Here is a 12,994-nt window from a genome sequence, read left to right on the forward strand (position 1 = left end):
ACGACCGTCCGGCGATCAGCGTTCCGCTGTTCGGTCCCCCGGACGGCTGAACCTCGCTAGCCTGGACGCATGCTCAGGCCCGACTACCCGATCACCACGGAACGCCTGCTCCTGCGCCCGTTCACGCCCGACGACCTCGACGCGCTGAACTCCTTCCAGTCCCGCGCCGACGTCGCCCGCTACCTCTACTGGGGCCCGCGCAGCCGCGCGGAATCCGCCGCCGCGCTCGCCAAACGGGTGCACAGCTCGACGTTGACGAAGGAAGGGCAGTTCCTGGCCGTGGCGGTCGAGCTGGCCGCAACCGGGCAGCTGATCGGCGACCTGAACCTGGAGTGGCTCAGCAGCGAACACCGGCAGGGCGAGATCGGGTTCGTCTTCCACCCCGACCACCACGGCAAGGGCCTGGCCGCGGAAGCGGCCACCGAGCTGCTGCGGCTGGGCTTCGAGGACCTGGGGCTGCACCGCATCATCGGCCGCTGCGACGGCCGGAACACCGCCTCGGCCGCGCTGATGGAACGCCTCGGCATGCGCCAGGAGGCGCACCTCAAGGAGAACGAGATCGTCAAGGGCGAGTGGACCGACGAACTCGTCTACGCGATGCTCGAGGACGAGTGGAAGGACCGCGATTAGTGGTCACTTTCACGTGAAAGTGACGCTCGGGTCGCGGCGCGCGGGCGATTTGGCAGCATAGGGGCGTGTTCTTCGACAAGATCGTCCGCCCGGCGCTGTACCGGCTGTCCTACCACGACCCCGAGCTGGTGCACGAGCGCACGATCGCCGTCCTGGCCCGGCTCGGCAAGGCCGCACCCGCGCTCGGCGGCGCCCTCCGCGTCGACGACCCGGCCACCGTGCTGGGCCTGCGCTTCCCCAACCGCGTCGGCCTGGCCGCCGGGATGGACAAGAACGGCCGCGCGCTGCCCGCGTGGGCCGCGCTGGGCTTCGGTTTCGTCGAGGTCGGCACGGTGACCCGGCTGGCGCAGCCGGGCAACCCCCGGCCGCGGCTGTTCAGCCTGCCCGCCAGCGACGCGGTGATCAACCGCATGGGGTTCAACAACGACGGCGCGGAAACCCTGGCGGCGAAGCTCGCCCGCGACGGCAAACCCGGTGTCCCGCTGGGGATCAGCATCGGCAAGTCGAAGGTGACGCCCCTTGAAGACGCCGTCGAGGACTACCGGTTCTCGCTGCGCGCCCTGCACCCGTACGCCGACTACTTCGCGGTCAACGTCAGCTCGCCGAACACGCCGGGGCTGCGGCAGCTGCAGGACCGCACCGCGCTCGCCGAGCTGCTCGGCGAGCTGCGTTCGACGTCGCTCGAGCTGGCCGGGAGCGGCTCGCCGACGCCGGTGCTGGTGAAGGTCGCGCCCGACCTGACCGACGACGCGCTGGCCGAACTGCTGGAGGTCGCGCTCGACCACGGCGTCGCCGGGATCGTCGCCACGAACACGACACTGGCCCGCGACGGCGTCGCGCCCGCGGAGAGCAGCCTGGCCGGACAGGCGGGAGGGCTGTCCGGCCGGCCGCTGACCACCCGCGCGGCGGAGGTCGTGCGGTTCGTGCACGACCACACCGGCGGGAACTTGCCGATCATCGGCGTCGGCGGGATTATGGGCCCGGACGACGCGATCCGGCTGGTCGACGCAGGTGCGTCACTCGTGCAGCTCTACACGGGCTTCGCGCTGCACGGGCCGGGTCTGGTGCGCCGGGTCAGCCGGGGTCTCGCAGCCCGGCGGTAGACGCGAAGCGCAGGTAGCCGCGCCAGGACTCGTAGCGGTCCAGACCGGGTCCGTCCGCCGCGAGGCACCGGACGGCCAGCGGGGTGGTGCCGTCGTCCAGCTCGACGCGGTCGAGCACGAACGGCTCCTTCAGCGCGGCGGCGAACCGCTCGAACGCGGCCGGGGACAGGCGCCAGCGCTCGCCGTCGAGGCTCGCGCCGCCCGGGAGCACGCCCGGCTGCGGCGGCTCGGTGGGCAGCAGGACCATCCGGTAGGCCTCGGTGGTCCGGACCGGTCCGGTGAAGCGGCCGCCGAGCCCGGTGAGCTCGGCGTTGAGCGGCTGCCCGCGCAGGTGGGCGCCGAACACGACGACGTCCTCGCCCGGCTCCGGGTAGGGCGTCATCGGCTCGTCCGTGCACACGGACGCCAGGTCGAGGGCGATCTGGTCCTCGAACGCGCGCGTCAGGAAGGTGACGCCGAACGGGCGGCGGTCGCCCGGCAGCACCGGGACGGTCACCGTGGCCACGTCGAGGAGGTTCGCGAAGGCGGTGCAGGCGGCCAGCCGATGGCCCACGCCGGCCGGGTCGCCCAGCGCCTCGGCGATCTCCGGGTGGTCCGGCACGGTCGGCACGACGAGGGCGTCGAAACCGTCGAAACCCCGCTCGGGTACGGAGATCGGGGTGAGCACCGCGCCCGCCGCGGTCAGCCGGGCGACGACGGTCTCGAGCGCGAGGCTCGCCGCCTCGCCGAGCGGAAGGCCGGCGGCGTAGGCGATCCGCGGGTGCTCGCCGGCGCCGAGGCGGACGTCGGCGGGCCAGGAGCGGTCGCCGCCGGTCATCAGGGTGAGGGCGCGGTGGGCCGCGACCAGGCCGTTCGCGTACACGGAGACGGTGTCGGCGGCGGGCAGCAGGCCGCGCGTCGGCTTCACCGCGACGACGGCGTTCAGGGCCGCCGGGACCGCGCCGCCGGTGCTCAGGGCCAGGTCGACGACGCCAAGCGCGACGGCGACCGCGGCACCGTTGCCGCCCGCCTTGGTGCGGTCCCAGGCCGCGGAGAGCGTGGCGGCGCCGGTCTTGCCGAGCACGACGGCGCCGGCCGAGGTGAGCCGCGCGACGACCGGCGCGCTGGTTTCCGGGACGCCGTGGCCGGACGGCAGTTTCGCGACGTCGATCCGGTCCTGGACGGCGATGACCGTGCCGGCCAGCGGCAGGTGCTCCCCCGCCTTGACGCGTTCGTCGACGGCCTTGGCGTCGACGAGGACGTCTTCGACGGCGCGGAGGGTGGTCCAGAGTTCGGGACGGCCGGCTTCGGTGAGGCGTTCGAAAGCCGCGATGACGCGCTGGGACGAGGTGGGCGGGGTGGTCGGCACGGGATCCGGGTCCGGCGGGAGCGTGTTCACGGGGCGTCCTTTCCTCGGCGGTCGAGAAAGTCCACTGTGTACGGTCGGCGCCGGCGAACCTCAGTCCACGGCGGGCCTCCCGGCGAGTGACACCTCTTCATGCATGACAGAAACGTTAGGTGGCGGACGTTTCCGTAGCCATCAGATTCCGATTACGCGCGGGTTTCGGCACCAAGAGGTGAACAGGGCGCGACGCCGGGGTGAAACGCACGATCACGCACGCGCGGTGACGAACACCCGGTTCCCCCGGTTGGCCGCCCTCGAACGGCCCAGTTCGCGATCCGAATGGCCCAGCGAACCCCGAATCCGCGTGATCGAAGCCGGATCCGGCGTGATCGAGGCCGGATCCGGCGTGATTGAGGCCGGAACTCGCGTGCCTGGAGGACGGGTCAGGAGAGTTCGCGGAGGGCCATGGCGAGGCCGGCGAGGCGGTCGGTGGCGTCGGTGAGGGCCTGCTTGGAGGTGACCAGGCCGTCGCTGGAGGCGGCGACCGTGTGGCCGGCCGCGGCGACCAGGCCGCGGTAGCCCTCGAGGCCGTCGTCGAGCTGTTCGCGGAGCTTGCCGACCGCCGCGTCGAGGGCCGCCTGCTCGCGGGCGGGCGCGGAGTCGCGGCCGCGCTCGATCGCCTGGATGCGGGCCGCAAGGCCGCGCAACGCGGCCGCCGCTTCGGTGGCCGTCTGGCGGGCGTCCGCGACCGAGATCTCGGAAACGGGCGGTGTTCCTACCGAAGACGGCACCGACAGCTGGCGCAGCAGCTCGCCCAGGGAGGCTTCGCACTCGGCGAGCCGTTCCATCGGCTCGCGGGCCGCCGAGCGGGCCGGTGGCAACGGCGGCGGTCCGGCCGGGGCCGCCGGGATCGGGGTGCGCTTGAGGTCACGCAGCTTCAGGCCGGAGCGGACGCTGAACGTGCCGAAGATGACGGCTCCCGCGAACGCGGTGATCGCCTGCGGCATCATCGCGGCGCTGGTCGGGCTGAGCCAGCCGACGGCGGCGGCCACCGTCACGACCGCGCACAGGATCGTCAGGATGATCCACAGCGTCATCGCCTTCGACGTGCGGCGCTTGCGGCGTTCCAGCTTCGCGGCCGGGTGGTTCCAGCGGTCCCACTTCGCGCGGGCCTCGGCGAACGCCGGGACCTGGTTCGCCATCGAAGACAGCGACGCCGTCATGTCGGGCCGCCGGACCGGCGGCCGCTGCAGCGGGTTCGGCCGGGGCCGCGGAGGTGCCGCCTTCCCGCCGGCCTGCTCGGCCGGCGGGAAGTACTTCTGCACCTTTTGGAGCTTTTCCTGGGCGCGCACGGCGTAGTCGGGCAGCTTCTCGATGTGCTTCTCCAGCTTCGCGCTCAGCTCACTGAAGTCGCGGCGTCGGCCCTGCTGCCCCATCTGCGCGCCCCCTCGGAACGGTCCGGCCCGGTCAGGCCGGGTTCTTGCCCTGCTCGGCCTGCACGCGCGCCTGGATCTCGCGCTGGATGTCGGCCGAGCTGCTCGCCGGCTTCTGGGCCGCGCCGCCGTCGGTCACCTGGGCGACCGAGTCACCGTGCATCGACGCGCGGATCTGCTGCAGCCGCGACTGGCCGGCCATCTGCGTGGTGGAGGCCTGAACCTCCATCATGCGCCCCTGGACCGAGTTCTGCGCGAGCTCCGCCGAGCCGAGCGCCGTGGTGTAGCGCTTCTCGATCTTGTCGCGGACCTCTTCCAGCGACGGCGTGTTGCCCGGCGCGGCCAGCTGGCTCATCTGGTTCAGCGAAGCGGAGACCTGCTCCTGCATCTTCGCCTGCTCCAGCTGCGAGAGCAGCTTGGTGCGCTCGGCCAGCTTCTGCTGCAGCATCTGCGAGTTGCGCTCCACGGCCTTCTTGGCCTGGGCCGCCGCCTGCAGCGACTGGTCGTGCAGCGTCTTCAGGTCTTCGATGCTCTGCTCCGCCGTGACGAGCTGCGTCGCGAAGCTCTCCGCGGCGTTCTCGAACTCGGTGGCCTTCTGCTCGTCACCCTTGGCGCGCGCCTCGTCGGCCAGGACCAGCGCCTGCCGGGTCGAGGCCTGCAGTTTCTCGACCTCGCCGAGCTGCCGGTTGAGCTTCATCTCCAGCTGCCGCTGGTTGCCGATCACGGAGGCGGCCTGCTGCGTCAGCGCCTGGTGGTTGCGCTGCGCCTCCTCGATGGCCTGCTGGATCTGTACCTTCGGGTCGGCGTGCTCGTCGATCTTCGACGAGAACGCCGCCATCATGTACTTCCAGAACTTCACGAACGGGTTGGCCATCTCCTCCGCCTGCCTTCTTGCGTCCCACGGGCCTTGGTACTCGGGGTGGTGGGGCGTCGCTCCCCTGCACTAGCAACGCACCGACCCCGGCGTCGGGTTCCATCGTGTCAGGTCGGCCACGTCCGTTCCAGGCGACCCCGGGGGATTTCAGGGTTCGCCCCTGATCACCCCCCGGGTAAACGCCGACGGCCCCGGGCGGGTTGCCCGGGGCCGTCGGCGTGTTTCGCGCTGGACCTACGCCGCGATCGTCGAGGCCAGCTTGGGCTGGCCGATCGTCGTGCGCAGGGTGGTGTTCATCCGTGGCGCCGGGGAAACCCGCAGGTCGGCGAGGTCGTTGCCGATCAGCTCCGACATCAGGCGACCGCCTTCGATGCCGGCCGCCGAGGCCTCGGCGCCGCGCTTCTCCCGCGGCGCGCCGTCCACGATCCGCTCGTCGACCGGTGCGACCTCGACGTTGTCGAGGGCCGAAACGTCCGCCGCCACGTTGTGCAGCAGCTCGCCGAGCGGAAGGTCCAGGGCCTGGCAGATGGACGCGAGCAGTTCGCTCGACGCCTCCTTCTGGCCCCGCTCCACCTCGGAGAGGTAGCCGAGGCTGACCCTGGCGGCGCGGGAGATGTCGCGCAGCGTACGACGCTGGTTGGTGCGGGCATGACGGAGCCGATCACCGATCGCCTCACGCAACAGCACGGTCATCACGCGCCTCCCTTCCGAACAAGTACCCCCTACGTTACCCAGAGCGGTGCCCCGGGCGCAGGAGTTGGGGTGTCCGTACGCCAAGGGCGAACGCCCGTTTCACGTCAGATGTTCCCCGAGCAGGGCGAATGCGGCCAAGACCGACTCGGTCCTGATCAAATCGCGGCCGCCGGAGAGGGCCAGGGTCCGGACTGTGCGTGTTCCCGGCCCGGCCAGCCCGACGTGCACGGTACCCGGTTCGACGCCGTCCTGCGCGGACGGACCCGCCACGCCGGTGAGCCCGAGGCCCCAGGTGGCGCCGCAGCGCTCCCGGGCCCCCTCGGCCAGCTGCGCGGCGACCTCGGGGTAAACGGCGCCGTGCTCGGCCAGCAGCCCGGGGTCGACGCCGGCCAGGGCGGTCTTCAGTTCGGTGGCGTAGACGACCAGGCCGCCGCGCAGGACCGCGCTCGCTCCCGGCACGCGGGCGAGGGTGGCGCAGACGAGCCCGGCGGTGAGTGACTCGGCGGCCGCGACGGTTTCACCCCGTGAGGTGAGGGTGGCGACGAGGACGGCGGCCTGCTCATCCCCGGCGACGGCCGCACGCGCAACCGGCTTGCGGGGCACAGCGGCGATCTGCTCATCCTCGGCGGACGGCGCGACCGGCTCGCCGGCCCCGGCAGCGGTCCGCTCGCCGCCCGCGGCAGGCGCAACCGGCTCGCCGGCCCCGGCAGCGGTCCGCTCGGCACCCCCGGCCACGTCAGCTCCCGGTGACCCGGCGCCCGGCGGCCCGCAGCCGCACCGCCCGGACCAGGTAGTCCACCCCGGTCACCACCGTCAGCACCAGGGCCAGCCCCATCAGCGCCCACCGCACCGGGTCCGCCCCCACCGGCAGCGGCAGCAGGTACGCCACGATCGCCGCGATCTGGGCCATCGTCTTGGCCTTCCCGCCGCGGCTGGCCGGGATCACGCCGTGGCGGATCACCCAGAAGCGCAGCAGCGTCACGCCGATCTCGCGGACCGCGATGACGATCGTCACCCACCAGCCCAGCTCGCCCAGGACGCTCAGGCCGACCAGCGCCGCACCCGTCAGCGCCTTGTCCGCGATCGGGTCGGCGATCTTGCCAAAGTCGGTGATCAGGCCGTACTTGCGGGCCACCCAGCCGTCGAGCTGGTCGGTGGCCGAGGCGATCGCGAACAGCCCGGTCGCGATCGCGCGCCAGGTCGTGTCGTGGCCGTCGCCGACGAACAGGGCGATCACGAACAGCGGCACCAGGACCAGGCGCGAAAGCGTCAGGAGGTTCGCGAGGTTGAGCGTCGGGACCGGGGTCGGCGCCGGGACCTGGGCGGGAGCGTCGCGCGTCAGGCCCTCGTCGGCGGCGTCGCTGGGGAGCGCACTCACCGGTCGGCGTCCGGGGCCGCGCGGACGATCAGGTCCACGCCCGCCGAATCCACGACCTCGCACCGCAGGAAGTCACCCACCTGCGTCTTCTCCGGCGCGTCCAGGATGACGCACTCGCCGTCGACCTCCGGGGCCTGGTGCGCCGCGCGGCCGGTGAGCTCGCCGTCGTCGTCCAGCTCCACCAGGACGTCGACGAACGTGCCGATCCGGTCCTCGGCGCGCTGCGCGGTCAGCTCCTCGACCAGCGCCGAGATCCGGGTGACGCGCTCCGCGACCACGTCGGGGTCGAGCTTGCCGTCGTAGGTTTCGGCTTCGGTGCCGTCCTCGTCCGAGTAGCCGAAGACGCCGACGGCGTCGAGCCGCGCGCCGGTCAGGAACCGCTCGAGCTCGGCCAGGTCGTGCTCGGTCTCGCCCGGGAAGCCGACGATCACGTTGGTCCGGATACCCGCTTCCGGCGCGTACTCACGGATCTGCGCGGTCAGCGCGAGGAACGAGTCCGTCGAGCCGAACCGGCGCATCCGCCGCAGCACCTGCTCGCTCGAGTGCTGGAAGGACAGGTCGAAGTACTCGGCGACGCCCGGCGTGGTCGCGATCGCCTTGACCAGCTGCGGGCGCGTCTCGGCCGGCTGCAGGTAGGAGACGCGGACGCGCTCGATGCCGTCGATCCCGGCCAGCCGCGGCAGCAGCCGCTCCAGCGCGGTGGCGCCGTCGCGGCCGAAGTCCTTGCCGTAGGACGTCGAGTTCTCGCTGACCAGGAACAGCTCCTTCACGCCGTGCTCGGCCAGCCACATCGCCTCGGCCACGATCTCGTCGGGCTGCCGCGAGACGAACGAGCCGCGGAACGACGGGATCGCGCAGAACGAGCAGCGCCGGTCGCAGCCGGAGGCGATCTTCAGCGCGGCCACCGGCGAGTCGTCGAGGCGCGTGCGCAGCACCCGCGGGCCCCAGCCGTGGCCGGGGACCTCGACGGTCTCCGCGGCGGCGGGCCGCTCGACCGGGCTGATCGGCAGCAGCTTGCGGCGGTCACCCGGCGTGTGCGAAGCGATCTTGCGGCCCGCGACGACGTCGTCGAGCCGGTCGGAGAGCGCGGCGTAGTGGTCGAAGCCCAGCACCGCGTCGGCCTCGGGAAGGCTGTCGGCGAGCTCGTGCCCGTAGCGCTCGGCCATGCAGCCGACCGCGACGACCTTCTTGCCCGTGTCGGACGCGGCCAGCAGCGTGTCGACGGAGTCCTTCTTGGCCGATTCGACGAAGCCGCAGGTGTTGACCACCACGACGTCGGACTCCTCGGGATCGGCCGCCAGCTCCCAGCCGCCGGCCGCCAGCCGGCCCGCGAGCTCCTCCGAGTCGACCTCGTTGCGGGCACAGCCCAGGGTCAGCAGGGAGACGCGTCGGGTGGCAGCTGGGTCCGCGGCAGGGGAAGGCACGACGTTCAGGGTAGCCGCCGGTCCCGGGCGGGCCGACGACGGCGTAGCCCGGTTGTGTCCCCACGCGTACGGGGACGATGTGGCAGGGTGGACGATCGTGCCGTCCGACTCGCCCCGCCCGACCGTCCGCCGCGCCCGCATCGCCGACGTCCGCAAGATCAAGGCCCTGGTCGACTCGGACGCCGGTCGCGTCCTGCTGGAGAAGGACCTGGTCACGCTGTACGAGGACGTCCAGGAGTTCTGGGTCGCCGAGGTGGGTGACGAGGTGGTCGGCGCGGCCGCGCTGCACGTGCTCTGGGAGGACATCGCCGAGCTGCGCACCGTCGTGGTCGACAAGGCCGTCCGCGGCCAGGGTGTCGGGCGGGTGCTGGTCGCCCGGCTGGTCGACGAGGCACGTGAGCTCGGTCTCAGGCGGCTGTTCGTGCTGACCTTCGAGACGACCTTCTTCGCCGGCCACGGGTTCGTCGAGATCGACGGCACGCCGGTGTCCCACGAGGTCTACGAGGAGATGCGGCGCTCACACGACACCGGCGTCGCGGAGTTCCTGGACCTGCCCTACGCCAAGCCGAACACCCTGGGAAATTCCCGCATGCTGCTCGAACTGTGAGGGAAAACCTCCTTTCGGGCGGTGACGTGCACCACCGTGCTACCGGAAGCTGATCGGGCATTCGTCCACCGATCGACGAGGAACACACTGATGCGCACGACGCTGCGGAACCTGGGGGCCACCTTGGCGGTGGCCGTATCCGTCGGCGCGGGTGCCCTCTTGGGCACCGGCACCGCGGCGGCCGTCGACATTCCGACGGTCACCGACCAGTACCTCTTCTCGACGTCCCTCTCCGGCTTCGAAACGATCCGGAACTCCGCGCCCTACGCCGGCCAGCTCGACTGGTCGTCCGACGGCTGTTCGTGGTCGCCGGACACGCCGTTCGGCTGGCAGTTCCTGCCGGGCTGCCACCGGCACGACTTCGGCTACCGCAACTACAAGAAGCAGGGCCGGTTCACCTCGGCGAACCGGCTGAAGATCGACGACAACCTGTATTCGGACCTGAAGAGCGTCTGCGGATCCAACATCGCCTGCAAGGGCGCGGCCTGGACGTACTACCAGGCGGTCCGCAAGTTCGGCGGCTGAGGACACCGCTCAGCTGATCCGGACCGTCGCCTCCCCGGCGTCCTCGCTCACCGCCACCAGCTCGATCCGGCTGGCGGCGAACGAGGTCGCCTGCGGGCCGGTGCGCGGGCCGCTGTGGAGCTCGGCCGTGGTGCTTTCGCCGCGGCCGGGCTCCTTCAGCAGGAACGCCAGCGTGGCCTCGCCCTGCCAGATGCACGTCATCCCGGGCCGGCACCGCGAGTCCTCGACCACTCTGGTGTAGCGCACGGTCAGGTCCTTCCCCTGCACCGCGGCCTCCTGGCCGAGGCGCAGCGTGACGTCCTGCCCGGCGGCCGCGCTCACGGCCGGCGATGACGGCGGCGCGGCGGGCCCGGCAGCAGGCTGCCCGGCGGCGACGGAGCTCCCGGCGCCCACCGTGACGACGGCGAAGGCGAACAGTCCGGCTACGAATCGCGGTAGGTCCACGTGCTCAGGACGGAACCGGGCGAGCGCGGGTTGCACCGCTCTACTCCTCGTCTTCGCCGGCGTCGGCGTCCACCGGGCCGCCGCCGCGGATCATGAACAGGACGCCTTCGAGCTCCTCCGGCTTGATCAGCACGTCGCGGGCCTTCGAACCCTCCGACGGGCCGACCACGCCACGGCTTTCCAGCAGGTCCATCAGCCGGCCCGCCTTGGCGAACCCGACGCGCAGCTTGCGCTGCAGCATCGACGTCGAGCCGAACTGGGACGTCACGATCAGCTCCGCCGCCTGCAGCAGGACGTCGAGGTCGTCGCCGATGTCCGGGTCGATCTCCTTCTTCTCGCCGGCCTTCTGCGCGGTGACGCCGTCCTGGTAGTCCGGCTGCGCCTGCTCCTTGGCATAGGAGACGATCGCAGATATTTCTTCGTCCCCGACGAACGCGCCCTGGATGCGGACCGGCTTCCCGGCGCCCATCGGCAGGTAGAGCGCGTCGCCCATGCCGATCAGCTTCTCCGCGCCCGGCTGGTCGAGGATGACCCGCGAGTCGGTCAGCGACGACGTCGCGAACGCCAGCCGCGAAGGCACGTTGGTCTTGATCAGGCCGGTGACGACGTCGACCGACGGCCGCTGGGTGGCCAGGACCAGGTGGATCCCCGCGGCGCGGGCCTTCTGGGTGATCCGGACGATCGCGTCCTCGACGTCGCGCGGAGCGGTCATCATCAGGTCGGCGAGCTCGTCGACGATCGCCATGATGTACGGGTACGGCCGGTACTCGCGCTCCGAGCCCGGCGGCGCGGTGATCTCGCCGGACTTCACCTTCTTGTTGTAGTCGTCGATGTGCCGGACCTTGTTGACCTGCATGTCCTGGTAGCGCTGCTCCATCTCCTCCACCAGCCAGGCCAGCGCGGCGGCGGCCTTCTTCGGCTGGGTGATGATGGGCGTGATCAGGTGCGGGATGCCCTCGTACGGCGTCAGCTCGACCATCTTCGGGTCGATCAGGATCATCCGGCACTCGTCCGGCGTCGCGCGCGCGAGCAGCGACACGAGCATCGAGTTCACGAAGCTCGACTTACCGGAACCGGTGGAGCCCGCGACCAGCAGGTGCGGCATCTTCGTCAGGTTCGCGGTGACGAAGTGGCCCTCGATGTCCTTGCCGAGGCCGATCACCATCGGGTGGTTGTCCTTGACCGTGGTCGGCGCCCGCAGGACGTCCCCCAGCCGGACCATCTCGCGGTCGGAGTTGGGCACCTCGATGCCGACCGCGGACTTGCCCGGGATCGGCGCCAGCAGGCGGACGTTGTCGGTGGCCACCGCGTAGGCGATGTTCTTGGTCAGCGCGGTGATCTTCTCGACCTTCACGCCCGGACCGAGCTCGACTTCGTAGCGGGTGACCGTCGGGCCGCGGGTGAAGCCGGTGACCTGCGCGTCGACGTTGAACTGCTCCAGCACGCCGGTGATCGCCTCGATCATGGCGTCGTTGGCCTTGCTGCGGGACTTCGGCGCGTCGCCGAGCTTCAGCAGGTCGGGCGGCGGGAGCTGGTAGTCGCCCTCGACCGTGCGGGTGACCGCGAGCGGCGGTTCCGGAGCCTTCTTCGGCTTCTTCTCGACGACCTCGACCGGCGGTTTGGGCACCGCCTTGGGCGGCTTGATCGGCGTCGGCGCCTCGGCCAGCATCGCGTCGATGTCCAGCTGCTCGGCGGCGGCCTCGCCGGACTGGCGCCGCCGGGACGGCTTGCGCAGCCGCGCGGCCTTCGGGTCGGCTTCGGTGACTTTCTCTTCGTCGGTGGCGAAGCCGGAGCGCTGCGCCTCGGCTTCGGCGAGCTCCTCCTCGTCGAGGCCCCAGTTGCGCAGCCGGTGCGGGATCTCGCGGACCGGCGTGCCGGTGAACACGAGCACGCCGAAGAACAGCGCGAGGATCAGCAGCGGCACGGCGACCCAGGTGGTGACGCCCATGGTCAGCAGGCCGCCGGAGAACGCGCCGACGATGCCGCCGGCGTACATCCGGCCGTCGTTGGTGTCCGGGAGCGCGGTGAAGATGTGCAGCATCCCGAGCACGGACAGGACGACCATGATCGTGCCGACCACCATCCGCGGCCGCGTCTCCGGGTGCGGCTCGGACCGCATCAGCGCGACGGCGACGACGACCAGCACCAGCGGCAGCGTGACCGCCCCGGCGCCGAGGACGGTCCGGGTGGCGATCTCCACGCCGATGCCGATCGGCCCGGCCGCCCGCCACCAGACACCGACGGCCGCGACGATGCCCAGGCCGATCAGGCCCAGCGCGAGGCCGTCGCGGCGGTGTTCGGCTTCGAGCTCACGGGTGCGGCCGACCGTGCGGGCCAGCGTGCCCAGGCCCTTGGCCAGCAGGTTCCAGGTCCCGCGGACGCCCTTCCCGAAGATCCCGGGCGTCTTGCGGCGGGCCCGGGGCGGCGGTTTGCGAGCGGACGACGTACGTGGCTTCGCGGGTGTACGCGGCTTACGCGCCGCTGTCCCCTTCGCGCCGCTGCCAGTGCTTCTCTTCCTCGTCGCCGACCCAGCCATGCTGGTTACGGTAACCGGCCGTC

13 protein-coding genes are annotated in these 12,994 nt (G+C 71.7%); 4 read left to right on the forward strand and 9 right to left on the reverse strand.

Annotated features, from left to right (window positions below; all coding sequences use genetic code 11):
* The first annotated feature begins 69 nt into the window (after positions 1-69).
* Both C2L59_RS27835 and C2L59_RS27840 read left to right on the forward strand, forming a co-directional pair.
* A complete protein-coding gene (locus tag C2L59_RS27835) occupies positions 70-630 on the forward strand; it encodes a GNAT family N-acetyltransferase (protein ID WP_103352478.1) in 561 nt (186 codons plus the stop codon).
* Positions 631-695: 65 nt separating this feature from the next.
* Positions 696-1,733 (forward strand): quinone-dependent dihydroorotate dehydrogenase, encoded by a 1,038-nt coding sequence (locus C2L59_RS27840; protein ID WP_103352479.1) that lies wholly within the window; start codon positions 696-698, stop codon positions 1,731-1,733.
* Here C2L59_RS27840 and C2L59_RS27845 read toward each other — a convergent pair.
* The 7 genes from C2L59_RS27845 to rimO form a co-directional block, all read right to left on the reverse strand.
* On the reverse strand, positions 1,705-3,111 hold the full coding sequence (locus tag C2L59_RS27845; protein WP_103352480.1) for an amidase family protein: 1,407 nt from the start codon (positions 3,109-3,111) through the stop codon (positions 1,705-1,707). The genes C2L59_RS27840 and C2L59_RS27845 overlap by 29 nt on opposite strands.
* 389 nt (positions 3,112-3,500) lie before the next feature.
* On the reverse strand, positions 3,501-4,493 hold the full coding sequence (locus tag C2L59_RS27850) for a hypothetical protein (protein WP_103352481.1): 993 nt from the start codon (positions 4,491-4,493) through the stop codon (positions 3,501-3,503).
* A gap of 31 nt (positions 4,494-4,524) precedes the next feature.
* Positions 4,525-5,364: a PspA/IM30 family protein gene (locus C2L59_RS27855; RefSeq protein WP_103352482.1), complete on the reverse strand. Its 840-nt coding sequence runs from the start codon at positions 5,362-5,364 to the stop codon at positions 4,525-4,527.
* 234 nt (positions 5,365-5,598) lie between these two features.
* Positions 5,599-6,057, reverse strand: coding sequence for a helix-turn-helix domain-containing protein (locus C2L59_RS27860; protein WP_199199278.1), 459 nt, complete (start codon positions 6,055-6,057; stop codon positions 5,599-5,601).
* Between the two features lie 99 nt (positions 6,058-6,156).
* Complete coding sequence (locus C2L59_RS27865; protein ID WP_103352535.1) at positions 6,157-6,660, reverse strand: CinA family protein; 504 nt, start codon at positions 6,658-6,660, stop codon at positions 6,157-6,159.
* A gap of 133 nt (positions 6,661-6,793) precedes the next feature.
* On the reverse strand, positions 6,794-7,435 hold the full coding sequence (gene pgsA / locus C2L59_RS27870) for a CDP-diacylglycerol--glycerol-3-phosphate 3-phosphatidyltransferase (RefSeq protein ID WP_103352484.1): 642 nt from the start codon (positions 7,433-7,435) through the stop codon (positions 6,794-6,796).
* Positions 7,432-8,859: a 30S ribosomal protein S12 methylthiotransferase RimO gene (rimO, locus tag C2L59_RS27875; protein ID WP_103352536.1), complete on the reverse strand. Its 1,428-nt coding sequence runs from the start codon at positions 8,857-8,859 to the stop codon at positions 7,432-7,434. Before rimO ends, pgsA begins: the two co-directional genes overlap by 4 nt.
* A gap of 97 nt (positions 8,860-8,956) precedes the next feature.
* Between rimO and C2L59_RS27880 the strand changes: the two genes are divergently transcribed.
* Together C2L59_RS27880 and C2L59_RS27885 are read left to right on the forward strand one after the other, a co-directional pair.
* On the forward strand, positions 8,957-9,466 hold the full coding sequence (locus C2L59_RS27880; RefSeq protein WP_103352537.1) for an amino-acid N-acetyltransferase: 510 nt from the start codon (positions 8,957-8,959) through the stop codon (positions 9,464-9,466).
* 90 nt (positions 9,467-9,556) lie between these two features.
* Positions 9,557-9,991 carry a phospholipase gene (locus C2L59_RS27885; protein ID WP_103352485.1) on the forward strand — a complete coding sequence of 145 codons (435 nt, stop codon included), beginning with the start codon at positions 9,557-9,559 and terminating at the stop codon, positions 9,989-9,991.
* Between the two features lie 9 nt (positions 9,992-10,000).
* Here the strand turns inward: C2L59_RS27885 and C2L59_RS27890 are convergent, their stop codons facing one another.
* Both C2L59_RS27890 and C2L59_RS27895 read right to left on the reverse strand, forming a co-directional pair.
* Positions 10,001-10,435, reverse strand: coding sequence for a hypothetical protein (locus tag C2L59_RS27890; protein WP_233223728.1), 435 nt, complete (start codon positions 10,433-10,435; stop codon positions 10,001-10,003).
* Between the two features lie 40 nt (positions 10,436-10,475).
* A complete protein-coding gene (locus C2L59_RS27895) occupies positions 10,476-12,971 on the reverse strand; it encodes a DNA translocase FtsK (RefSeq protein WP_103352486.1) in 2,496 nt (831 codons plus the stop codon).
* Between the last annotated feature and the right edge of the window lie 23 nt (positions 12,972-12,994).

The sequence above is a fragment of the Amycolatopsis sp. CA-128772 genome, assembly GCF_002904295.1.
Classification (GTDB): Bacteria; Actinomycetota; Actinomycetes; order Mycobacteriales; family Pseudonocardiaceae; genus Amycolatopsis.